This window comes from Desulfofundulus sp. JL263-se (assembly GCF_056316025.1).
In genome coordinates this window covers 143,175-165,876 of sequence record NZ_CM149993.1, presented here as the reverse complement: position 1 = coordinate 165,876, position 22,702 = coordinate 143,175, and the positions used below count along the sequence as shown (strand labels likewise).

Below are 22,702 nucleotides of genomic sequence, written 5' to 3'. Positions count from 1 at the left end.
TTAAATATTAATTTTTAGACAGGATTGACAGGATGTACAGGATTTAATAATTTAATTTTTTATTTTTTGATATTAAAATACATTAATTCATAAATATAAAAATACATGTTTTCCTCCTGTTAATCCTGTTTATCCTGTCTTAATCCCGCTTTACGCGCCGGAAGTTATCAGTTTATCTTGCTTTCGCCTCTCCCGCCTGTTTTTCCACCAGCGGGGGACGTCGTCCATTACGGCGTAAATTACCGGCACCAGCACCAGGGTGATTACGGTGGAGAAGGCCAGCCCGCCGACCACCACGGTGGCCAGGGGCGCCTGGGCCTCCGCCCCCTCGCCCAGCCCCAGGGCCATGGGCAGCATAGCCAGGATGGCGGTGAGGGCGGTCATGAGAATGGGGCGCAGCCTGGTGGGGCCGGCCTTCAAAATGGCCTCGTCCCTTTCCACTCCCCGGCGCCGCAGCACGTTTATATAATCCACCAGCACAATGGCGTTTTTCACCACGATGCCGGCCAGAAGGATGACGCCGATAAATGCGGTGACGCTGAAGGGCCTGCCGGTAACCAGGAGACTCAATACCACCCCGGTTACGGTAACGGGAACTGAGAACATTATAATAAAGGGATACAGCATGGATTCAAACTGGGCCACCATAACCAGGTACACCAGGGCCACGGCCAGCACCAGGGCCAGGGCGAGGTTGCCGAAAGCGTCCCTCATTTGCTCGTGCTGGCCCCCGTACTCTATGGTGTACCCCGGGGGCAGGTCCAGGCGGCCGTCCAGCCTGGCCCTTATGTCCTTCATGACGCTGTTCAAGTCCCGCCCGCTCAGGTTTCCGGTAATGGTGACCACCCGGGACTGGTCCATGCGCTGAATGGATGCGGGCCCCTCGGCCTCCACCAGCCGGGCCACCTGGCGTAAAGGCACCGGCCCGGCAACGGGGCTGTACACGGTAAGGTTTTCCAGTTCGTCCAGCCCGGCCTCCTCGCCGCCCTTAAGGCGCACGCGCACGTCTATTTCGTTGCCGCCGGTGCGGTACTGGGTAGCCACTGTGCCCCGGATGGCCGTGCGCACGGCGGAAGCAATCTGCGCCCCGCCCAGGCCGTAAGCGGCGGCCCGGTCGCGGTCCGCAATAACGCGAATTTCCGGCCGCCCCTCGGCCAGGCTGTTGGTGACTTCCGTCACGCCGGGAACTTCCCGGATCAGCCCGGTGGCCTGCTCGGCCAGGGAAGCCAGCACGTCCAGGTCGTCCCCCTTAATGGTAACGTTAACGGGGGCGCCCATGTCGTGACCTTCCGCTGCCGGCCCGGTGGCCGTAACCTTGACATCCGCCCCGGCAATATCCTTCACTTTATCCCGCAAAACGGCGGCAACCTCCTCCGCCGTGCGGCTGCGCCGCCCTTCTTCCTTCAGCTGGAAGTAAACCTGAGCCTTATCGCTGCTGGTCTCGCCGCCCATGCTTTCATTACCCACAAAGCCTACATTGGTAATTACATTTTCCACTTCCGGTATTTCCGCCGCCAGTTCCTCCACCTGCGCGGTAATCCGGTTTGTCTCTTCCAAAGTAGTACCGTTGGGCAAATCCAGGGTGACTTTAACATAACCCTCATCCATGGTGGGGAGGAACTCGGCCCCTACCAGGGGTACCAGGGCCAGGCTGGCAAAAAACAGCAGGAATATGCTTATAATTACGGTTTTCCTGTGCCCCAGGCTCCACTGCAGCACCCGGCGGTACCACTGATAAAACCTGTCGAACCTTTCCTCGGAAGCGCGGTAAATCTTCCCCCGGAGACCTTCCCCGGGCTCTTCCAGCTTCAAATACCTGGAGGCCAGGAGGGGCACCAGGGTGAGGGCCACCACGAGGGATGCCGCCACCGAGAAGGTGACGGTTAAGGCCATGGGTTTGAACAGCTGGGAGGCCAGCCCCTTTACGAAAACAATGGGCATAAACACGGCAATGGTGGTCAGTGTGGCGGCAATTACCGCGTTTCCCACTTCATCCGTGGCCTGCCGGGCGGCCTCCACCAGGCCGCAGCCCTCCTGGCGGTGCCTGTAGATGTTTTCCAGGACCACAATGGCGTCGTCAACGATGAGGCCGATTCCCAGGGCCAGCCCGCCCAGGGTTACCAGGTTCAACGTCATGTCATTGAAGTACAGCAGCGCAAAAGTGGCAATAATGGAAATAGGAATGGCGGTGGAAATAATAAGGGTGCTGCGCACGTTGCGCAGGAACACCAGCATAACCAGAACGGCCAGCGCGCCGCCGAAAAAGATTTTCCTTACCACATTGTTGATGGAATCCTCAATGAATTGGGACTGATCCATTACCACTTTAAATTCAAAATCCGGCGGGACACCGGCCTTTAGTTCCTCCAGGGTCTTCTTGATATCCCTGGCCACCTGCACGGTGTTGGCGGCACTCTGCTTGTGAACCAGCACGGCCAGCGCCGGCTGGCCGTTCACCCGGCTGAGGTGGGTCTGCTCCGCAGCGCCGTCCACCACGTCCGCCACGTCCTTCAAGCGGACCACGGCGCCGGACGGGGAGGTTAATACCACGTTTTCTATTTCCCCGATGCTCTTAAACTCCCCGGTAACCCGCACCAGCATATCCTTCCGGCCGCTCTCCACGTCCCCGCCGGACACGTTCATGTTCTCCCCCTGCAGGGTCTGCACTATCTGGTTCAGGCTCAAGCCGTAGCCGTTGAGCCTGGCCTGGTCCACCAGCACCTTTATTTCCCTCTGCACGCCGCCTTCCACCCGCACGGCGGCTACTCCGGCTACCCTTTCCAGGCGGGGCTTTATAATATCATCAGTTACCTGCTTGACTTCCCGGGGATTCTCACCGGATACCAATATCTGCATAACAGGCAGCATGTTGGGATCCATCTTGAAAACCAGCGGCTTGCCCGCCCCATCGGGGAGCACATCTTTGACCAGGTCAACCTTCTCCCTCATCTGCAGGGAAGCGAAGTCCATGTCGGTGCCCCAGTTAAAGAAAACAATTACTATGGACTCCCCGGTGGCGCTTATGGACTGTATGGAATCCAGGTCGTTCACCGTTCCCAGGACGGACTCCAGAGGGCGGGTCACCTGGTTTTCCACTTCCTGGGGCCCGGCTCCCGGGTACGACGTCATAACCGCGGCCACGGGCAGGTTCATTTCCGGGTACAGGTCTATGGTGAGCTTGCTCAGGGAAACGGCGCCCAGCAGCAGCACGACCACCACCAGCACCGCAACGGTCATAGGGCGCTTAATGGAAAAATCGGTAAGTTTCATAAGTCAATTCCACCTAACCTTTTATTTTCACTTTCATACCGTCCCTCAAGGCGCCTGCTCCCACCGTAACCACCTGTTCCCCCTCTTTAACACCGGAAAGAATAATTACCGATCTGCCGCTGCCCGCGCCCAGCTCAACCTCGCGCCTCTCGGCCACACCGTCTTTAATCACCCAGACGACACTTTCTTCGCCGGAACCTGCAACCGCCTCCCTGGGCACCACTATGCCCTCGGGGTATTTTTGTTCGAAACTTATCTCGGCAAACATACCGGGCTTGAGTTTTCCTTCCGGGTTATCCAGCTGCACTTCTACTGGGAAGGCCTTGGCGGCCCTGTCCGCCGCTGGGGCAATGCTGGTTATTTTCCCGGTGAAGGGCTCCGGCGATACCGCCGAAACGGTTACCTTCACCTCAGCACCTTTCTTCAGTTTATTTACCAGGTCTTCGGCCACGGTGGCCTTCACCACCACCTTGCTCAGGTCGGCCACTGAAACCACCGGCAATGTGGGGCTGGCCAGCTCGCCGGGGTCTACGTTCACCGCCGTAACCACGCCGGAAATGGGAGACTTGATAAAGGCATTGTTGTACTGCTCCCTGGCCTGTTCCAGGGCGGCCCTGGCCTGTTCCAGGGCGGCGGGCTGCACCTTTTCAAAATTTTCCTTAGCCTTTTTAAAGGGTATCTCATAGGCAGTTTCAAACCCCTGCGGGCCCGCTGCGGGGATGGCCCCCTGTTCAAAGAGCATCTTTCCCCGTTCGTAATCGGCCCTGGCCTGCTCGTAATCTATCCTGGCCAGCTCCAGGCCCGTCTCGGCCTGGACCACGGCCTGCTCGGCCTGCCTTACCGCCGCCGCCAGGGCGGCATGTTCCAGAACAACCAGAGTCTGGCCCTTTTTCACCCTGTCACCTACATCAACCTTTACGGACTCCACCTTGCCGCCCTGCCCCCCGGGAACCACGTCCGACGAGGCAAGGGCCTCCAGCTTCCCGGTTACCACTGAAGTTTCTACAAGGGTATCTTTTTTGGCCTTTACCACCTCTACGGGAACGGCCTTGCTCTCCCCCTTGCTTTCCTGCGGCCCCCGGCCGCATCCCGCAGCCAGCAAACTGACTAATAAAATAATTACAAGACCTGCCAAAATTTTTCCCTTTATCATTCCCCTCTTCACTCCCCCGTCATTCAGCTGCCCCGTTCCTCGTCCTTAAGGATTGCAAGCAGCTTGTCGTTTATCTCAATAAGCCGGGAAAGGTCTTCATCATCCAGCTTACTGAAATACCTCTCCAGCACCCTGCGCCGGCCGGCCTCGCAGGTTTCCAGCGCATCTTTTCCCTCAGGGGTCAACTCCAGCCATACGACCCGGCGGTCCCTTTCGTCCCGCCGCCGGGCTATAAGCCCGGCCTTGCAAAGACGGTCCACCAGGGCAGTTACGGCACTCAAGGACACGCAAAGATCTTCGGCCACTTCCGATACCGTCATCTGCCCCCGGCCGTTTATTTTTTTCATTACCTCGAGCTGGCTGCCGGTCACCTTTATGTCTTGACTCCCGATTTCCCGGTGTATGCGGCGGAGAATATGCTGGGCAATATCCTCCAGCCCGTCAAAATACCGGGTTATTTTATCCTTTTTCAATTGAGCTCCCTCCAGCAAAATACTTAACTATGTTAAGTTTATTATACCCAGCATAAGTTGTCAACGAAAAGGTGCCAATAAAAAAAGGCGCGGCGCCAGAGTTGCCTGTATTATTCCGGCACCGCCTTGAGCAGCCTTTCCACATACGTGTAGGGCAGCTTGATTTTCCCCAGCAAAATTTCTTCCGGTTTTCCGCCGTGGCAGTCCGACCCCCCCGTCAGCAAAAGGCCCATATCCCTGGCTATGCCTTCGTAATAGGCAGCGTCCTCCTTGGAATGCCTGGTATGCCAGGCCTCAACACCCTGCAGCCCACATCCCGCCAAATAAACAATATCTTCCCGCCCCAGGCGGGAATTTTTTTTGAAAAAGCCCGGGTGCGCCAGCACGGCAACGCCCCCGGCCTCCCGGGCCAGCCCGATGGCCTTCTCCGGCGATATTTCGTAGCGCTCCACGTAAGCCCTGCCGCCGTTTCCTATGTATTGGGGCGTGAAGGCCTCCCCGGTTGTTCTGATATAGCCCTTTTCCAGGAGCACCCGGGCAATGTGCGGCCTGCCCACGGACCCGCCCCCGGCCGCCCGCCGGACCTCGTCCCAGGAAATATCAATGCCCAAACCCTGGAGCTTTGCCACCATCTTCCGGGCCCTGTCCAGGCGGGCTTCGGCTATAGCCTTCAATTCTTCCTGCAGGACGGAATTATTATAATCAATGCAGTAGCCCAGGATGTGCACTTCGCCCCCGCGGTAAAGGGTGGAAAATTCCACCGCAGGGATCACCTCCACCCCCAACTCCGCCCCGGCCCGCAGGGCCTCTTCCACCCCGTCCACCGTATCGTGGTCGGCCAGGGCAATGCAGCTGAACCCCTTCTCCCGGGCCAGGCGAACCACTTCCGCGGGAGTGAAGGTCCCGTCCGAAGCCGTGGAATGAATGTGCAGATCTGCGTATTTCAAGTTTGATCATCCTTTCGGGGCTTTTTGCCGGTGTTTTCTGGTATAATGATAAAAAGGAGGGATGCAATATGTCCCACCCTGCTTCTGAAGCCCGGAAACAGTATTGCTACAGAGAATATGCAAAACTTCCTTCAGATAAGAGATATGAAATTATAGAGGGTACACTCTATGCGATGGTGCCGTCACCTTCAACGCAGCACCAGAGAGTTTTGGGAAACCTGTTCTTTTCTATTAAGAGCTATCTAGCCAACAGTTCTTGCGAGATATTCTGCGCCCCTTACGACGTGCTGCTGCCGGAAAAAGGCGAAGATGCAGACAACGTCAAGACGGTTGTCCAGCCCGACATCCTGGTGGTGTGCGACAAAGCCAAATTGACTGAAAAGCACTGTACCGGCGCACCCGATTTTATTATAGAAATTGTATCTCCTTCGTCGCCTTCTATGGACTATGTAAAGAAACTGCACCTCTACGAAAAACACAAAGTAAGAGAATACTGGATTGTTAACTATACCCGTAAGGAGATTATGGCATACAGGTTGCTGGAGAACGGAGAGTATGGAGAACCTGAAATATACTCGGGCAAAGGAATTGTTTCGGGCATCTTTGAAGGCTTAAAGATACCGCTGGATGTTATTTTTGAATGAGTTCCCCCCTTTAAGATTGTACTTAATTACAGAAAATGGTACAATGTAGATTAAAAGTTATATTTTATTGTAAAATGAGGTTCTGGCAGTGACGAAAAGGATAAAGTACGATGATTACATAAATAAGTTGCAAAAAAAATCGCTGCGCCTTTACACCCGCTGGGCGAATAAGGCAACCCCACCTACCCGCTCCCGCAGGCCGCGGGACCAAACGGAAGATTTCATTCTTTTTTTGCTGGACCGGCGGCGCTGGCAGAAAGCCCTGGCCTCCGGCATTATAGAAAAAATCGGGCCGCGGAGGTACCGCTGGAATGGATGAGCAGTTAAAGAAACAGCTTCAAGCTGCAGCACGGGAAAAAGATCCTTTAAAAAAATGTTTAATGGTACTGGCGGTTTTAACAAAAGCTCTGGAACCAAAAGGAATTAAACCAGTTTTGGTAGGCGGGCGAGCATTGGAATTTTACACGCTTGGTGGCTATACCACCAAGGACATAGACCTGGTAGTTAACGGCAGGATGCACGCCAAAACCGTACTGGAGAATATGGGCTTTTCCAGACATCCCGGGGAACGGCACTGGTACCACGAAGAATTAGACATCGCTCTGGAAATCCCCGATGAATTCCTCGCAGGCTCCATGGATAAAATCGTTACAATTGAAATAAACGGCATGGAAGCCCATATAATAAGCGTCGAGGACCTGGTGATTGACCGCCTGGCAGCGGCGAAAGTTTGGAATAGTACTGCCGATGCCCAATGGGCGGCAAAACTCCTCGCCCTTCATAAAGACGAAATAGATAGAAAATATCTCCGAAAGGCCGCCGAAAACGCACAAGTGGAGGACGTTTTAGAAAACGCATGGCAACAAAGCCGGGTATATCTTAAAAATACGGATAAATAGCCTTAACTTTTTACTTAGGTAGTTCCCCGGGAATCATTTGGGAAGTACAGGTTCCACGCACTCCTGTTCCAGCCGAATGCCCTCCTGAAGCATATATGATATTACCGGGTGAAAGACCCGGTATTTTTCGTCTGCCAGCAGCCGGCGGAGTTTTCTGGCGTACCGGTCGTTGAAAGGGATGCAAAATTCCCGGTATTTTTTCAAAGTCGCTACCTCCATGAAAAGAGGCTGCAATTGGGGCAGACAGTTGTCCCGCAGGTGGACAAAAATGCTAAAGCCCCCGTAGTCTATATCCCCCCAGTGGTAAAACGGGGTGGCTTGCCCGGTATTGTCCACGAACTCCTTGATCTTGAGCAGAAAATTGCGGCGCAGGGAGTTGTGATAACCCCCCAGGTAAACGGCAAGAAAATTATCTGTATTACCCTTTATAAAATTATAAAACGCCGCCAGGTTTTCTATGGTAATGACGTAATCCACCGGAACGGCGGAAATTCGCATTTTCCCGCCCATTTCCGTGGAAATGCCCAGGTCCGGGTGAAAATCGGGAGTGTCAATTAACTTGCCGCCTGCGGTAAATTGCAGCCGGCCGCTGATAAAAATATGCTGGGGGTTGTCCACTATCCCCAGTTCAGCCAGGATTTCCCCTGTTTCCGCCCTTGTGCCCGCTCCCCGAAACCGGGGGTGGAAGTCTGCCGCCGCCCGGGCCACCGCGCCGGCCACCGCATCGAAAGCCTTGGTGGAGCCCAGCACCCGCTGGCTGAAAACGCGCCGGGGGATTTCTTCCCCGAGCCGCCCCGCTTCCCTTAAAACCTTAAACAGGGCGGCGGCGCGGGTCAGAAGGTACTGCTCGTATATTTTGAACAATATGGCCGCGTAATCTTCTTTAAGCGGGCTGACAAAAACGCTGAACAGCTTTTCCGGGATAATGTCAAAAAGCCGCATGCTGAATTTCTCCCCGAGGCAATTTCCAGTATATTTCGCTTTTTTATCCAAAAAACCTGCAAAGTATACTTGTTCAGCTTGTTTTTCCCTATAGTAATCCATGAAGGCCCCAGCGTCAAACCCGTGCCGGCGCTGCGAAAGCTGTCGGATTCGCAAAAAAGGCTCCTCTTGATAAAAAAGGAGCCCTGGTTTCTTCACTATCGCTATGTTTTTTATTACCGGCTGATACTTCGACGGTTCCGCTTGTAGGGCAGGCCTATATGGTATTTTGCAAATTTTGAAAATATTCCAAAATAAGTATCGTCCGGCTGCAGGCAACCGGACGGAAGGGAGAGGAGGAGAAGCTGTTAGAACAGTTTTTCTCGGGGAATTTTTCCGGAAAGGAGTTCCGCACGTGCAACTTCAGCCTTGTAGAACGGCTCTTCAAGGTAATGTTTCACCCAGCGGATAAATTTTTCTGTTGCCGCCACTGCTGCATCGCCTCCTTTCCCCTATTCTGTTGTATAAAGGCCGGTAAGATCACATCTTACTGACCGGGGTTTCTGTTGTCAAGTTTTTTTAAGTACGGCCCTTTAAAAAACAAATTGAAGCCTGACCCTTGTTATACTTCCAACAAATCCAACAGATTCTGCTTGAGAAAGGGATAGAAATCCATATAGTTTTCGGCAAACGAACCGTGCAAGAAGGCAAACCTTATCCCTTTCATTCCCTGCAGTGCCGGGGTTGTCTTGGCGCAAAAAAGCATCCACGTCCGAGAGTTCCTGCCGCATGCTCCCAAGCATTTTCCTATCGTCAACTTTTTCTTCCTCTTTTTTTAATCCAAACATAGGGTTTGCAGCCTTTACCTGAATTCTCATTATAACCCGGCCCTGTTTTTACAAACTCTTGATTTATTCTTGCTTTGCTGGTATAGTAAAGAAAGTAAAGTAAGGTAAAGATTAAAGAGGTGGAATAATGGAATCGCGCATTTCTTCCAAAGGGCAAATCACCCTGCCCGTAATGATTCGGAAAAAGCTGGGTATAAAAGCCGGTGACCTCATAAAGATTGAAGCTACGGAAAAAGGAGCATTAATTTTTCCCAAGCAGGAAAAGGATAACAGCGATCCGGCAAGAGCAATAGAAGTTTTACACCAAACTTCCGCAATCTGGGATGAGGACCACGAAACCGGAAAAGACTTTGTGGAGCAACTAAGAAAACAAGATGACAAAAGGTGGCAGGTGCTAAAAATTGACTAAACTGCTCCTGGACACCAGCGTATTAATTGACCACCTCCGCGGGTACCCGCCGGCAACAGAGTTCCTGGAAAGTATATTTAACGGCAAAGTTTCAGCCCTTATATCCACTGTTACGGTAATGGAATTATATGCCGGCAAAAGCATGGAGAACATTACAGTGGAAAAAAAGGTAGCGGAATTATTGGACTTATTTAAAGTTATCCCCGTTACCCCGCCCATTGCGCGGCAAGCGGGAACTTTGTTAAGACATTACCGCCACCATGGCCTGACCCCCTCTGATGCCATTATTGCCGGTACAGCTGTAATTTATGAAGCACACCTGGTTACACGAAACATCAAGCATTTTCGCGTGATAAAGGGACTGGTCGTTTTTGACGTGCCCCGTGATCAATAAACGAACTTAACTTGAAAAATTTCCCCCAAATGTAAAGCCTGACCCTTGTTATACTTCCAACAAATCCAACAGGTTCTGCTTGAGAAAGGGATAGAAATCCATATATGTGATCCAAACGTGCTCTTTATACTCGTAGACTTCTTCCAAATCGCGGCAAAACAGTATCTCCCCACATGAGGCATGGTAAGCGAAACTCGGAGAAGCTCCGTTCAATTCGTTAATATCAACGGGAAGCTGTAAATCGGCAGTTAACTGCGTACTTAGTCTCATACAGATTGCCATTCTGTCTTCAGCCGAAACGTTTGTATCAAAATAAACGGCAACATCAATATCGTGAAAAGGACGGTTTTCGGCAAACGAACCGTGTAAGAAGGCAAACCTTATCCCCTTCATTCCCTGCAGTGCCGGGGTTATCTTGTTAATAATCCTTTCCCTTTCACGGGCCTTCACAGTGTAAGTACAGTCTTGTTTGTCAATCACCACTTTCATCCTCCTGTGCGGAAACTATACGGGCTACCTCGCGCAAAAAAGCATCCACGTCCGAGAGTTCCTGCCGCATGCTCCCAAGCATTTTCCTATCGTCAACTTTGCCGTAACCGTGGACCAGTAGATTGCGAAACCTTGCCATGTCAGCCAATTTCCGCGCCAGTTGGCTATCCATAACGCCTTCCTGGCCGAGCAACAGGAATGCCTCCGCATAGGTGGAAGGAGCTTTATCGAGCAGCCTAGCACAGAAATGATTGGCAATGTTCATGGCTGCCTCCACCATTACAATAAATGAATAACGTGCCGCAAGGACTGCCTCCTTGTTGCTCAAAAAAGTTTCGTCACTCATATTCGCATATTGGCGTAACATGGTAAGTGCTTCCCGGATATCACTCACTTTTTCCCGGATCCTGGCAATATTCAGCTTGCGGTATTGCATCGGCCCTACCTCACATTTTTGTTCCATTTTACACCAGCAGATGCGGGTTGAACAATCAGAAGTTGTATCTACCATATTTCACGCCCAGCCGGGTTCCCGGCACTTATTTCCTTATGCAAGTTTTTGGGGGTAATCTGAGCCAGAAGCGTTTCTAAATCATAACGCTTGCGGCGAATTATGATAGCATCATTTTCTATCTTAAAATCAATAGGAGTGCCTTCAGTCACACCTATCTTTTTAGCTAAAGTCACAGGAATACGAATTCCCAGGCTATTTCCCCACCTGGTAACATGCATAGATATCACCTCTTTATTTATACATAGTATGTATCTGTTCTTTAATTTTAAAATGGTACCTCCTGTTCCCATTCAACACCCCATGGTTTCCTTCAACCCTTCCCTCAATCCGAAACGCGGTCTCCAGCCCAGCAATTTCCTCGCCCGGCTGTTATCCAGGTAGCTGTGCCTTATATCCCCCGGCCTCTCGGGACAGCAGCGGGCCTTTATAGAACTCCCGGCAATTTCTTTCATAATACTAAGGAGTTCATTCACTGAAGTAGCCACCCCGGTGCTGATATTCAGTACCTCCCCGCCCGCCCTGTCCAGGGCGGCAACATTGGCGGCCGCCACATCCTTCACATAGACAAAATCCCGGGTCTGCTCCCCGTCCCCGTATATTTCGGGCTGCATGCCTTTTAAAAGCCTATCGGCAAAAACAGCCACCACGCCGCCCTCCCCGGCGGCATCCTGCCGCGGGCCGTAAACATTGGCATAACGGAGCACGGTAAAATCAAGGCCGTAAAGGGATTTGTAGACCTTGAGATAATGTTCAACGGTATACTTGCTAATGCCGTAGGGGGAAAGCAGCTCCGCGGGATGTCCCTCATCCAGAGGCAGGTATTTCGGATTGCCGTACACGGCGGCGCTGGAGGCGTAAATTACCTTCCGCACCCCGTACTGCCGGCAGGCCTCCAGAAGACTGATGCTGCCCAACACGTTGATCCCGGCGTCGCGGCCGGGGTCCTTCAAACTCCGGGGCACGCTGGCCTGGGCGGCCTGGTGAATAACCACCCCGGGCCGCTCCCGCTCCATTATTTCCCGCAGCAATTCTTTATCTCTCAAATCCCCGTGGTAAAAGTTCACCCCGGGGTTCAGGTTCTCCAGCTTGCCGGTGGACAGGTTGTCCAGGACGCAAACCCTAAACCCCCCGGCCAGCAAAGCATCCACGACATGGGAGCCTATGAACCCGGCCCCTCCCGTTACCAGTACCCGCATTGACCCCAGACCCCTATTTGTCCTTTTCGGCAGCAGTGTAGAGGAAAACCAAACGCAGGCCGCTTAAACCTGTTTTGGACATCCGCAAATTATAAAACCGACCACTTTTAAAGGGGAACCTCACCCTTAAAGGGGCGGGGAATAAAAGTTCTTTTCGCACCCGGACTTCCAACAAAGTTAGATTCGGGGTCATAATTCCACCCCCTCTTTCAGGATATATGCCCGTACTTCCGGGTTGATTTTTTCCAGTTCCACCAGGTCAAAGTCAAACGGCGCTAAAATATCCATTACTTCCGAATACAGCTGCCAAAAATTTACCCGGCTGTCCAAGCCGGAAATCGCAATGTCTATGTCTGAATGCTCCATAAACTTGTCTTTGCGGAGCAGTGAGCCAAAAAGAAAAACTTTACAGCGGTATTTTCGTTTAAGATGGCCGGCGGCCCGCGAAACCCGGTTCATGGCCTGCCTGTATCGTCCCTCCACTTGTTGTTCCTTTTGTTTCCTATATTCCCGCCAGCCGGCCCGGTACTTGGAAATTTGTTCGGGCGTAAGCATACCCAATCCCTCCTTATCCCAGTTTATCCACCATTTTCCTGTTTTATTATTAATTTCTCAGGAGGGTCAATACTTTTCGATCATCCGGCGTCAAGACCGGGGTCTTTTATTTTGGGGGAATTTTTCCACGGAATAATTATCTCTTTATAAGTAGAACTTAACTTGGAAAATTTCCCCCAGAAAACTCCGGGGCACGCTGGCCTGGGCAGCCTGGTGAATAACCACCCCGGGCCGCTCCCGTTACCAGAATGTTCATTTGATAACTTACCCTTCTTTTTTTATTAAAAAAACAGCCTGCCCCCTTAATGTACCGCAGCTACACTGGCAGGCTTCTCTTCGCGATATTCCTCTTCCTGCTCAACTCCGGAAACTTCCTGTCCCCGGAACTCCGGGACGACACTTTGCAAGAGACGGACAGTTTCCCTTTCGCCCGCGGACCAGCCGGGTTCCGTTATAATTTTCAACAAATTATTCAACTTGCTTTTATCCGGCCTGTCCACTTCCGCGATATAAATTTTGTCGTGCCTGGTAACATTTGTCCTCTCACTATCGGTGAGCACTTCTTCATAAAGCTTTTCCCCGGGGCGAATGCCGGTAAATACAATTTCAATATCCTCCCCGGGGATAAATCCGGACAAGCGAATCATGTTCCTGGCCAGGTCCAGTATTTTAATGGGCTCTCCCATGTCCAGAACAAAGACTTCCCCGCCCCTGGCCAGGGCCCCCGCCTGGATTACCAGTTGGACCGCCTCGGGAATAGTCATGAAATATCGAATTACCCAAGAATTTATTGAAGGGGCCGTCTTCATAGCCGGCAAACTGGACGCCGCAGTAGCCTGGAGAACCCCGGCTTACAGCAAACCATATTCCTTCAAAACATTAATAGCATCCTCTACTTCTTTGCTACTTAAATGAGGTTTTAAAGTACGTACCCTTTTCACTACTATCCCCAAAAGTTCACGATTGTGTGCACCACTTAACTCTTTGTACACGTAAAGAGCGGTAGCCAGGCACTCCAGTTCACGTACCGGCCGGTGACCTAGAAATTGTAACAACTCAGATACTTTTTTCCTCGTTTCATTGTCTGCAAAGTCCAACAGTGACTTAATCGCATTTTTAGGATAAATCCGGTAACCAAAGCCGGTGGGATTAGCTTCAATAGTAATTGCTTTTACATCTTCAAGGTAATTAAGGTCTGCCCATACATTTTCACAATAGGGGCCATAGTAATACATCTTGTATTTATAGTCGAGGTCTATACCTTTTCCCTCTTGTAAAAGGTATATTAACTTTTGCAATAGAGTATGGCCGGTGTTAATTCCTTCCTGTTCACCCACATACACGGCCCAGGCTATAACCCCCAGGCGCTTTAACCTTTTATTTACCACTTCTTTCCACCCCTTATAAATTCCTTCTCTTTCCAAAAGCTCTTACAAAATTCTTCCACCTCTGCTCTGATAGCTGGTTCCGCATAAACGCGACACTTTTCAATTCGTTTAAGATACTGGGCCAAGGTAGACTTCACCTTTAGCGGTACGCATTCACCCCGGTGTAGCACAAATATTGGCGGGCGATCGTAAGAATAAGGTGCTTTAGTCGCTTCATCAAATCGAACTCGATCTGACCCAAACTCGTTAGTTACCTTTTCCTTAAGCCAATCAAATTTTACCAATTCCGCAGGCTCTGGATGATCCTCAGTTTCAAAGGCAAGCCGAAAATGTTCACGATTTAATAACCTGCGGGCAGCCTGGCGTTCGCTTCGCTCAGCCAGCAGCGACCAGACTTTATGATCGTCCCACTTATGATACTCCTCAATATCCAGTGGATAACACCCACCATCTAAGGTTTCTTGTAAAAACTCTACGAGATGGCGATCCAATATCCTCCTTGTTTTATGAAAATAAACATCTAAAAACATAAAATAACGTGCCAGAAGAAACCCTTCCACCGTATGAATGCCACCACTTTCTAAAAGCAGTTCCGGGCCATTCTTCTCCTGATTTTGTTGAATGAGAAGCGTATTCAAAAGCCGGTGGACATCAAAACGACCATATTCAACCCCCAAATGATACGAGTCCCTGATGAGGTAATCGATTCGGTCAGCACCAAAATCCCCCGTTAACAATTCCGATAGAAAAGCAGCGTTCCTTTCTTTAGCTTTACCAATGGCTATATCAGCCACTGTGCTAGACGAGCCTTCACCTAAATATTTGTCGATAATCCTTGCCAATTCAGTACATGTAATAATATTAAAAGTATAATCCTCATGTTCCAGATTATCAGGGAAAAGAGCCTCTGCCGCGTGCGAAAAGGGGGGATGACCTAAATCATGTAAGAGACCAGCCAACCGTGCCAATCCCTTGTAATATTCTATTTCATCATTTGTCCAACCTAAAACATCCTTGTACCTGGATAAAAGAACTTCTAGTATTTTATCCATTATAAAAAGAGTACCCAGGGAGTGCTCAAATCTCGTATGCATGGCACTGGGATATACCCAAAAAGTGGTTCCCAATTGGTTAATGTTCCGCAATCGCTGAAAATAATAGCTATCAATAATCATCTGCTCATACTCGTTTACGGTGATAAACCCATAAAGGGGATCACGATAATCTTTAACCATGTTAATTTAACAACCCCCCTTCCGCGACAGAAACACGCCTCATACTTATTGGTACCTTCTCAGGGCCGCCAGGGCGCTGTTTGAACCAGCTATCAGTTTTAACCATAGATTATATGAGAACATATATTCGACGTGAGGTTAAAATTTCCTGCACAAACAAAGCAAATATTTTTCTCCCTGCGTAAATCAAATGAAAGAAAAAACCGGTCCTTATAAACAAAAAGGCCGGAGAAACACCAAGTTCAATTTTGTGGAGTTCCATAAACTTTTCTTCCTGAAGCAGTAAACCAGAGAATAACTTTGCAAAATAATCCTAAAAAAACAGCCTGCCCCTTTAATGCACCGCAGCTACACTGGCAGGCTTCTCTTCGCGATATTCCTCTTCCTGCTCAACTCCGGAAACTTCCTGTCCCCGGAACTCCGGGACGACACTTTGCAAGAGACGGACAGTTTCCCTTTCGCCCGCGGACCAGCCGGGTTCCGTTATAATTTTCAACAAATTATTCAACTTGCTTTTATCCGGCCTGTCCACTTCCGCGATATAAATTTTGTCGTGCCTGGTAACATTTGTCCTCTCACTATCGGTGAGCACTTCTTCATAAAGCTTTTCCCCGGGGCGAATGCCGGTAAATACAATTTCAATATCCTCCCCGGGGATAAATCCGGACAAGCGAATCATGTTCCTGGCCAGGTCCAGTATTTTAACGGGCTCTCCCATGTCCAGAACAAAGACTTCCCCGCCTCTGGCCAGGGCACCCGCCTGGATTACCAGCTGAACCGCCTCGGGAATGGTCATGAAATAGCGAATCATGTCAGGGTGGGTGACCGTCACCGGGCCGCCCCTGGCAATCTGTTCTTTAAATAGGGGCACCACGCTGCCCCGGCTCCCCAGCACATTGCCGAACCGGACCGCGGCAAACCTGGTCCGGCTGCCTCTGCCGATCTGCTGGATAACCATTTCCGCCACCCGCTTGGTGGCACCCATAATACTGGTGGGATTAATAGCCTTATCCGTGGATATCAATATAAACCTTTCCGCTTTATACTTATCCGCCAGGGAAGCAATGCAATATGTGCCCAGGATATTATTTTTTACGGCCTCCGCCGGGTTAAATTCCATGAGCGGCACGTGTTTGTGGGCGGCGGCATGGAAAACCACCCGGGGCCTGTAGGCCCGGAACACCCGGGACACGGCGCTTTTATCCTTTACATCACAAATTACCGGCTTGAGCTCCAGTTCGGGATATGCATTGCTAAGCTCCTTATGTATTTCATAAATGCTGTTTTCCCCGTGCCCCAGCAGTACCAGGGCTTCCGGCTGGAACTGGGCCACCTGGCGGCACAGCTCCGAGCCGATGGAGCCCCCGGCCCCCGTTACCAGCACCGTCCTGCCTTTAAGATAGCCGGCCATGGATTCCAGGTCTACCTCCACCGGGTCCCGCCCCAGGATATCTTCCACCCGGACCTCCCGGATCTGGTTAATGGTAACACTCCCGTCAATTAATTCATAAATGCCGGGAAGTATTTTTAAGCGGGCGGGAGTCTCTTGACACACTTCCACGATTTCCCTGATAACCCGCTTGGGAGCGGAAGGAATGGCAATGATAATCTCCTGGATGCCGTATTCTTCCACCAGGCGGGGGATATCTTCCCTGGTACCCAGCACCTTCAGGCCGAACATTTCCAGCCCCTGTTTGGACCGGTCGTCATCCACATAGCCCACGGGAACGCTGTGGTCAACATTATGCTTGTTAAGCTCCCGGGCCACGGCCGCCCCGGCGTCCCCGGCCCCTACTATCAATACGGGCTTCCCGGCCCGCAGCCTGCCGTTAGCCAGGTGATTGTCCCTGAACAATCGCCAGGAAAGGCGGGAACCGCCTATGAATAGTATCAACGCCATCCACAAAAGTACAAACACACTGCGCGGCAGGGGATAGCTGCTGCCCTGCATCGAAAAATAAGTCATGCTGATGTTTAATACAGTTCCCAGGGTAACGGAATAAACTATGGACATTAATTCCCCCAGGCTGGCATACTGCCACAGCCGCCTGTACAGGCCGAATACATAAAATGACCCCAGGTAAACAGCCGTGAAAAACGGTGCCAAATCCCTATAAGAATCTACGTACTGCGGCGGAATTTTTCCGTCAAAGCGCAGCCATAGAGCCGCCATTAAAGCCAGGTTTATCAAAACGGAATCAATAACCATTAAGGCCAAGGCTCGTTTGCGGACTTTCAAAGACAACTCCCCCTGCCGTATCAACAAAAACTACCATTTACAGGTTAATCTTTCGACAGGAGTCTTGTTTTTCCTCCCAGGAGAGGAAATATTTAAAAAATATAAAGAGGCTCCTGCTTTCAATCAAACTTTAACAAAATCAATCCAGTACAACTCCCGTTACCGCACAGCAGCACGCAGCACCTTTTCCACCGCAAGGCAGGTATCGTCCATATCCTGTTCGGAAAGGGTGGGGTGCACCAAGAACATCAGGGAAGTCTCCCCCAGTTCCTTTGCCACCTTCAGCCGCTTTGGCGGGCGCAGCCCCTCCTTTTCAAAGGCCTTCTCCAGGTAAATCTCGCTGCAACTCCCGCTGAAACACGGGATCCCCTCGGCGCATACGGCAGTCATAACCCGGTCCCTGTTCCAACCTTCCTTTAATCTCTCGGGCCGGATAAAAACATAATATTTATAATAGGCGTGGCCGACCTCTTCCGGGGGCTCCGTAATCCGAAGGGCAGGGATTTTGGAGAAACGCTGCGTAAGAATGGCGGCGTTTCTCCTCCGTATTTCCACCCAGCCCGGCAGCTTCCTCAACACAACCCGGCCGATGGCCGACTGCATTTCGGTCAGGCGCCAGTTGGTGCCAAATGACTCGTGGAGCCAGCGAAAGCCCGGAGGATGCTGACGGTGATAAACGGCCTCGTAGCTTTTACCGTGGTCTTTAAAGCTCCAGGCCCTTTCCCAGACTTCCCTACTGTTGGTAGTCAGCATCCCGCCCTCGCCGCCCGTGGTCATAATCTTATCCTGGCAAAAAGAAAAGGCGGCGGCATCACCCATGGATCCCACCGGGCGCCCCTTGTAAGTAGCGCCGTGGGCCTGGGCACAGTCCTCAATAACAAAAAGCCCCTTTTCCCGCGCCAGTTCCAAAATGGGGTCCATGTCACAGGGCCAGCCGGCCAGGTGAACACAAATAATCGCTTTCGTCCTGGGCGTGATAACCTCCCTGATAGTCCCGGCGGTTATATTCTGGCTCACCGGGTCAACATCGGCCATAACCGGAACTGCTCCCCGCATGACCGCACAGCTCGCCGAAGCGATAAAAGTCCGGCACGGCACGATAACTTCATCTCCCGGGCCGACTCCCAAAGCATAAAGGGCCAGCTCAAGGGCCACCGTCCCGTTGGCCACCGCAACGGCATATTTGCAGCCGGTAAAGGCTGCAAATTCCTGCTCAAATAACCGCCCCTCTTCCCCGGTCCAGTAGTTCACCTTTCCGGACTTCAACACCGCAGAAGCCGCTTCAATTTCATCCTCTTCGAAATAAGGCCACGGCACAAAAGGCTTTGTGCGAACGGGTTTCCCCCCGTCGATGGCAAGTAAAGTCACTATGAAACCACTCCCGTCAACTTTAGCCACCGGTAGATGAAGCCAATTCAAGCAAAAAAGCTCTTCTCATCGTGAAACTTAATAGGCTTGGCCGGAACCCCCACAGCTGTACAATAAGGAGGTATGTCCCGAACCACCACGGCTCCGGCACCTATGGTGGACCATTCGCCAATGGCAATACCCTGGATAACAACAGTTTTCGTTCCAATTTCACAACCGGTTCCTACCCGGACATTGCCTGATAAATTAACGTTCCACAGGATCGTGCTATAATCACTTATAACAACATCATGCCCAATACCACACCCCGGGTTAATACCTATATGATTACCAATAGAAACATTGGCTGTAATAATATTCCCCGCGCAAATTATATTCCCGACACCCATCTCCACATATTGAGACATTTTAACCGAAGGGTGAATTAAGTTTGCAAATCTAAAACCCCATTCCCCGGCCTTTTTAATCAACCTTATTTTGCTGCGCGGGTTTCCTACGGCACATACGGCATAAATAGGTCCGTTGAAATTATGATTATAAAAAAAGTCAAAATCACCCAGAACCGGTACACCGTTCAAAACTTTGCCGTGGTTATCCGGATTTTCATCTATAAAGCCTACTAAATCCCATTCTTTTTTTACATTATTTATGTCCTGTACCAGCCAGGCCGCTTCCCTGGCAAAGCCCCCGGCACCTATGATAACCAATTTTTTCAACAATATCACCTTCAAGCCTTATATTCATGCCTTTCATAACCCTTAAATTCCGGCATAGTGGCGTGTCCCCGGGCGCTTATACCCTCGCGCTTGAAAACCTTTAATAAAGTTAACCACAATATTTTTATATCCAGCCAAATGCTCCAGTTATCTACATACCATACATCCAGCTTGAACTTTTCTTCCCAGGTAAGAGCATTCCGCCCGTTCACCTGGGCCCAGCCTGTAATTCCCGGCTTCACCTCGTGCCGGCGGGCCTGTTCCGGGGTATAGCGGTCAAGATACTCCATTAAAAGGGGCCGCGGCCCCACCAGGCTCATATCTCCTTTTAGCACGTTCCACAGCTCGGGCAGCTCGTCCAAACTAGTGCTGCGAAGAAAACGGCCCAACCGTGTCAAACGCAGTTCATCAGGTAATAGGTTACCCTTTTCGTCCCGCTCATCCTTCATGGTTCGAAACTTATACATAACAAAGGGCTTACCATGGAGGCCGGGACGAACCTGGCGGAAAAGCACGGGGGGGCCCATATTTAACCGGATTAAAAAAGCAATTAATAGAATCACCGGGGTAAAAAGGATAAGACCTATCAATGCTCCTACAAAATCCATTATTCTCTTTAGCGTATGCATCAACATAGTTTATACACCGTTTCTAACATCATTATAGAATTAACTAATTATTTTTATATTGCTTTCTTTTCCATCAATATCTTAGCCAAAGTTTCTCCCAATACCTTGGAACTATAATACTTTTCTACATATGCTCGTCCATTAGCCCCAAGCTGTTGCCGCTCAGCCGGTTTCATATGATATAAGTCTAAAATACCTTTAGCAAGTGCTTTTGGATTTCCTGGTTCTACGATTATGCCAGCTTTAGCTTCTTGAACAATATTGTTAGCTGCCTCAACAGCCATAATTATTGGTTTTTTACTAGCTAAATAATCAAATATTTTATTTGGGCTTATTCCGTGTTTAAACACATTTAACGGTTTCAAACAATGTAATAATAAATCCGATTGCTTCAATAGATTTGGCAGTTGAGATTTAGGCACGGGCTCCAAAAAAATAATATTATTAATGAAACGCTGTTTTGCTTCTTGCATTAATATTTTCTTTTCAGGTCCATCGCCAACTAAGAAAAATTGAACATCTTTTATTATCTCAGATAGTAACTTAGCAGCTTCAATCACAACCTCCAAACCATTAGCAGTACCATGCGCTCCTGTATAAACTACTTTAAATTTATCTTTACATTGGGCAAAAGCTTTGGCCGCTTCAGATGCCGGGTCAAGGGGTTCAGGATTATCGAACCGTTCCAGATCAACCCCGTTGGGTATCCAAACAATCTTATCCGGTTCAATACCACGACCCGTAATATATTCTTTGGCATTAGGAAGTAGTACAATTATTTTCTCCGCTTTCTGGTACATAAATTTCTCCCAGGCGTAAAGCATTCGCGCTGGTATACTCGTTGCCTTCATGGCGCCCATATCAACTGCTGTTTGGGGCCATAAATCCCTGACTTCAAAAACAAATCTGGCCTTACACTTTTTAGCTAACCACCACCCGGCAAGGGCGGCAACAGGGTGCATAGAAGAACCTATTATTACATCCGGTTTTTTGAATCCACGTGCGGCACCTAATACTCTAGTACCATAAGAAATCATATTTAAAACCCTACGCCAGTCATTACCATGGTAAGGTATGGTGTTCAACCAGACAAAATTCACACCGTTATGCTCTTCAACTCTAAACCGCTGCGTCGGTTTAACTTTAACATATTTTTTTGTATTGTGATCAAATCCTGATGCGAAGATAGTTACTTCAAAGCCCTTTCTCACGAGTTCTCTACCAAGGTCATAATGCCGCGTCCCGCCTGCCATATCCGGGCTGATGGCATAGTGGTTTAGTATCCAGATATTCTTACCTGCCAAAGGGATAACCCCTTTCTAATATAAGCCGTAACTATTTATTAAACAAATGCCGTACAATTCGTTCTGCACTGCGGCCATCGCCGTAAGGTTGGCCCTCTAACCCCCGGGGTGCCCCCAAAGCACTATAGATACCCTCAACAACTGCACTAGGCGATAGTGGGGGTACCAGCCGGTTCCAGCCCAACTCCACCAGTTCCACCCATTCGGTTTCTTCCCGTAGAGTCACGCAGGGTACACGGTAGAAAAAAGCCTCCTTTTGTACCCCCCCGGAATCGGTTGCAACCAGCCGCGCGTTTTTTTCCAGCATCACCATGTCCAAATATCCCACGGGCTTAATAACTTTGATATAGTCCGTAACCTTTTCTAAAAGCTTTTCTTGTTCTAATGCCGCCCGCGTGCGCGGGTGCAGGGGCAGAACCATCGGCAGTTCCCTGGCCGCCCGGGCCAGCCCTTCAAAAATAGCCCTTAACCTTGCCGGGTCATCCGTATTTTCCGCCCGGTGTACCGTGGCCAAAATATATTTCCCAGTTTCCAATTCAAGTTTGTCAAGAATATTGCTTATCTGCTCGGCTCTGGTCCCGTAATAAAGGGCTGCATCGTACATCACATCGCCAACCAGGTAAATTTTATTTTCAGGTATACCCTCGCGGCGCAAATTTTCCACGGCAGTTAACGTGGGAGCAAAAAGCATGTCCGCAGAGTGGTCGGTAAGCACCCGGTTGATTTCCTCCGGCATCCTGCGGTTATGCGAGCGTAAACCCGCTTCTACATGAGCCACGGGAATATGGAGCTTTACTGCCGCCAATGCCCCTGCCAGGGTAGAGTTAGTATCACCGTAAACCAGCACAAACTCCGGTTTTTCATTCAGTAGCACTCGTTCGATAGCTTCCAGCATCCGCCCGGTCTGCGCACCGTGGGTTACCGAACCGATACCCAAATTATAGTCAGGTTCAGGAATTTCCAGTTCTTTAAAGAATATATCCGACATGTTTTGGTCGTAATGTTGACCGGTATGAACCAATATCTCAGTATGGTCTTTTCTTAATACACGCGATACCACCGCTACCTTTATAAACTGCGGACGAGCGCCGACAACAGTGAGTACTTTCAC

General features: G+C 50.3%; 26 protein-coding genes and 1 pseudogene. 5 read left to right on the top strand and 22 right to left on the bottom strand.

Annotation, left to right across the window (positions count from 1 at the left end; all coding sequences use genetic code 11):
• Nucleotides 1-150 precede the first annotated feature (150 nt).
• The 4 genes from ACX4JR_RS00915 to ACX4JR_RS00900 form a co-directional block, all read right to left on the bottom strand.
• Entirely contained in the window at nucleotides 151-3,270 is a 3,120-nt protein-coding gene (locus tag ACX4JR_RS00915; RefSeq protein ID WP_476059181.1) for an efflux RND transporter permease subunit, read from the bottom strand.
• 13 nt (nucleotides 3,271-3,283) lie between these two features.
• Nucleotides 3,284-4,423, bottom strand: coding sequence for an efflux RND transporter periplasmic adaptor subunit (locus ACX4JR_RS00910; protein ID WP_476059180.1), 1,140 nt, complete (start codon nucleotides 4,421-4,423; stop codon nucleotides 3,284-3,286).
• A 23-nt stretch (nucleotides 4,424-4,446) separates the two neighbouring features.
• The gene (locus ACX4JR_RS00905; RefSeq protein ID WP_476059179.1) at nucleotides 4,447-4,896 is read right to left on the bottom strand and encodes a MarR family winged helix-turn-helix transcriptional regulator; all 450 of its coding nucleotides are present in this window, start codon (nucleotides 4,894-4,896) and stop codon (nucleotides 4,447-4,449) included.
• A 110-nt stretch (nucleotides 4,897-5,006) separates the two neighbouring features.
• Nucleotides 5,007-5,843 (bottom strand): PHP domain-containing protein, encoded by an 837-nt coding sequence (locus ACX4JR_RS00900; protein ID WP_476059178.1) that lies wholly within the window; start codon nucleotides 5,841-5,843, stop codon nucleotides 5,007-5,009.
• 68 nt (nucleotides 5,844-5,911) lie between these two features.
• Here ACX4JR_RS00900 and ACX4JR_RS00895 point away from each other — a divergent pair, with 68 nt between their 5' ends.
• The 3 genes from ACX4JR_RS00895 to ACX4JR_RS00885 all read left to right on the top strand — a co-directional run bounded on the left by ACX4JR_RS00895 (nucleotide 5,912) and on the right by ACX4JR_RS00885 (nucleotide 7,386).
• A complete protein-coding gene (locus tag ACX4JR_RS00895; protein WP_476059177.1) occupies nucleotides 5,912-6,487 on the top strand; it encodes a Uma2 family endonuclease in 576 nt (191 codons plus the stop codon).
• An 88-nt stretch (nucleotides 6,488-6,575) separates the two neighbouring features.
• On the top strand, nucleotides 6,576-6,806 hold the full coding sequence (locus ACX4JR_RS00890; protein WP_476059176.1) for a hypothetical protein: 231 nt from the start codon (nucleotides 6,576-6,578) through the stop codon (nucleotides 6,804-6,806).
• On the top strand, nucleotides 6,799-7,386 hold the full coding sequence (locus ACX4JR_RS00885) for a UbiD family decarboxylase (RefSeq protein ID WP_476059175.1): 588 nt from the start codon (nucleotides 6,799-6,801) through the stop codon (nucleotides 7,384-7,386). Before ACX4JR_RS00890 ends, ACX4JR_RS00885 begins: the two co-directional genes overlap by 8 nt.
• A 33-nt stretch (nucleotides 7,387-7,419) precedes the next feature.
• On the opposite strand, the gene ACX4JR_RS00880 is transcribed toward ACX4JR_RS00885, so the two are convergent.
• The 3 genes from ACX4JR_RS00880 to ACX4JR_RS00870 form a co-directional block, all read right to left on the bottom strand.
• Nucleotides 7,420-8,484: a Wadjet anti-phage system protein JetD domain-containing protein gene (locus ACX4JR_RS00880; protein WP_476059174.1), complete on the bottom strand. Its 1,065-nt coding sequence runs from the start codon at nucleotides 8,482-8,484 to the stop codon at nucleotides 7,420-7,422.
• 191 nt (nucleotides 8,485-8,675) lie between these two features.
• The gene (locus tag ACX4JR_RS00875) at nucleotides 8,676-8,798 is read right to left on the bottom strand and encodes a hypothetical protein (RefSeq protein ID WP_476059173.1); all 123 of its coding nucleotides are present in this window, start codon (nucleotides 8,796-8,798) and stop codon (nucleotides 8,676-8,678) included.
• Between the two features lie 102 nt (nucleotides 8,799-8,900).
• On the bottom strand, nucleotides 8,901-9,155 hold the full coding sequence (locus ACX4JR_RS00870; protein ID WP_476059172.1) for a hypothetical protein: 255 nt from the start codon (nucleotides 9,153-9,155) through the stop codon (nucleotides 8,901-8,903).
• 127 nt (nucleotides 9,156-9,282) lie between these two features.
• Between ACX4JR_RS00870 and ACX4JR_RS00865 the strand changes: the two genes are divergently transcribed.
• Together ACX4JR_RS00865 and ACX4JR_RS00860 are read left to right on the top strand one after the other, a co-directional pair.
• Complete coding sequence (locus ACX4JR_RS00865; RefSeq protein WP_476059171.1) at nucleotides 9,283-9,564, top strand: AbrB/MazE/SpoVT family DNA-binding domain-containing protein; 282 nt, start codon at nucleotides 9,283-9,285, stop codon at nucleotides 9,562-9,564.
• The gene (locus ACX4JR_RS00860) at nucleotides 9,557-9,958 is read left to right on the top strand and encodes a PIN domain-containing protein (RefSeq protein WP_476059170.1); all 402 of its coding nucleotides are present in this window, start codon (nucleotides 9,557-9,559) and stop codon (nucleotides 9,956-9,958) included. The genes ACX4JR_RS00865 and ACX4JR_RS00860 overlap by 8 nt, the downstream gene beginning before the upstream one ends.
• Before the next feature lie 48 nt (nucleotides 9,959-10,006).
• Here ACX4JR_RS00860 and ACX4JR_RS00855 read toward each other — a convergent pair whose 3' ends face one another.
• The 15 genes and pseudogenes from ACX4JR_RS00855 to wecB form a co-directional block, all read right to left on the bottom strand.
• Nucleotides 10,007-10,438, bottom strand: a complete 432-nt coding sequence (locus tag ACX4JR_RS00855; protein ID WP_476059169.1) for a nucleotidyltransferase domain-containing protein — start codon at nucleotides 10,436-10,438, stop codon at nucleotides 10,007-10,009.
• A complete protein-coding gene (hepT, locus tag ACX4JR_RS00850) occupies nucleotides 10,431-10,883 on the bottom strand; it encodes a type VII toxin-antitoxin system HepT family RNase toxin (protein WP_476059168.1) in 453 nt (150 codons plus the stop codon). The genes ACX4JR_RS00855 and hepT overlap by 8 nt, the downstream gene beginning before the upstream one ends.
• Nucleotides 10,884-10,951: 68 nt before the next feature.
• The gene (locus ACX4JR_RS00845; protein ID WP_476059167.1) at nucleotides 10,952-11,179 is read right to left on the bottom strand and encodes an AbrB/MazE/SpoVT family DNA-binding domain-containing protein; all 228 of its coding nucleotides are present in this window, start codon (nucleotides 11,177-11,179) and stop codon (nucleotides 10,952-10,954) included.
• A 72-nt stretch (nucleotides 11,180-11,251) separates the two neighbouring features.
• Nucleotides 11,252-12,157 carry an SDR family oxidoreductase gene (locus ACX4JR_RS00840; protein WP_476059166.1) on the bottom strand — a complete coding sequence of 302 codons (906 nt, stop codon included), beginning with the start codon at nucleotides 12,155-12,157 and terminating at the stop codon, nucleotides 11,252-11,254.
• Nucleotides 12,158-12,170: 13 nt separating this feature from the next.
• A complete protein-coding gene (locus tag ACX4JR_RS00835; protein WP_476059165.1) occupies nucleotides 12,171-12,350 on the bottom strand; it encodes a hypothetical protein in 180 nt (59 codons plus the stop codon).
• Complete coding sequence (locus tag ACX4JR_RS00830) at nucleotides 12,347-12,712, bottom strand: nucleotidyltransferase family protein (RefSeq protein WP_476059164.1); 366 nt, start codon at nucleotides 12,710-12,712, stop codon at nucleotides 12,347-12,349. The genes ACX4JR_RS00835 and ACX4JR_RS00830 overlap by 4 nt, the downstream gene beginning before the upstream one ends.
• A 541-nt stretch (nucleotides 12,713-13,253) precedes the next feature.
• Nucleotides 13,254-13,491, bottom strand: a pseudogene (locus ACX4JR_RS00825) (polysaccharide biosynthesis protein); the annotation flags it as partial.
• A 72-nt stretch (nucleotides 13,492-13,563) separates the two neighbouring features.
• Nucleotides 13,564-14,100 carry a hypothetical protein gene (locus ACX4JR_RS00820; protein WP_476059163.1) on the bottom strand — a complete coding sequence of 179 codons (537 nt, stop codon included), beginning with the start codon at nucleotides 14,098-14,100 and terminating at the stop codon, nucleotides 13,564-13,566.
• A complete protein-coding gene (locus ACX4JR_RS00815) occupies nucleotides 14,094-15,335 on the bottom strand; it encodes an HD domain-containing protein (RefSeq protein WP_476059162.1) in 1,242 nt (413 codons plus the stop codon). The genes ACX4JR_RS00820 and ACX4JR_RS00815 overlap by 7 nt, the downstream gene beginning before the upstream one ends.
• Before the next feature lie 334 nt (nucleotides 15,336-15,669).
• A complete protein-coding gene (locus ACX4JR_RS00810) occupies nucleotides 15,670-17,574 on the bottom strand; it encodes a polysaccharide biosynthesis protein (protein ID WP_476059161.1) in 1,905 nt (634 codons plus the stop codon).
• 159 nt (nucleotides 17,575-17,733) lie between these two features.
• A complete protein-coding gene (locus tag ACX4JR_RS00805) occupies nucleotides 17,734-18,942 on the bottom strand; it encodes a DegT/DnrJ/EryC1/StrS family aminotransferase (protein WP_476059160.1) in 1,209 nt (402 codons plus the stop codon).
• 47 nt (nucleotides 18,943-18,989) lie between these two features.
• Nucleotides 18,990-19,667, bottom strand: coding sequence for an acetyltransferase (locus tag ACX4JR_RS00800; RefSeq protein ID WP_476060445.1), 678 nt, complete (start codon nucleotides 19,665-19,667; stop codon nucleotides 18,990-18,992).
• A 2-nt stretch (nucleotides 19,668-19,669) separates the two neighbouring features.
• Nucleotides 19,670-20,266, bottom strand: coding sequence for a sugar transferase (locus ACX4JR_RS00795; RefSeq protein ID WP_476059159.1), 597 nt, complete (start codon nucleotides 20,264-20,266; stop codon nucleotides 19,670-19,672).
• Nucleotides 20,267-20,340: 74 nt separating this feature from the next.
• Nucleotides 20,341-21,591, bottom strand: a complete 1,251-nt coding sequence (locus ACX4JR_RS00790; protein WP_476059158.1) for a glycosyltransferase family 4 protein — start codon at nucleotides 21,589-21,591, stop codon at nucleotides 20,341-20,343.
• A gap of 31 nt (nucleotides 21,592-21,622) precedes the next feature.
• Nucleotides 21,623-22,702, bottom strand: coding sequence for a non-hydrolyzing UDP-N-acetylglucosamine 2-epimerase (gene wecB / locus ACX4JR_RS00785; RefSeq protein WP_476059157.1), 1,080 nt, complete (start codon nucleotides 22,700-22,702; stop codon nucleotides 21,623-21,625).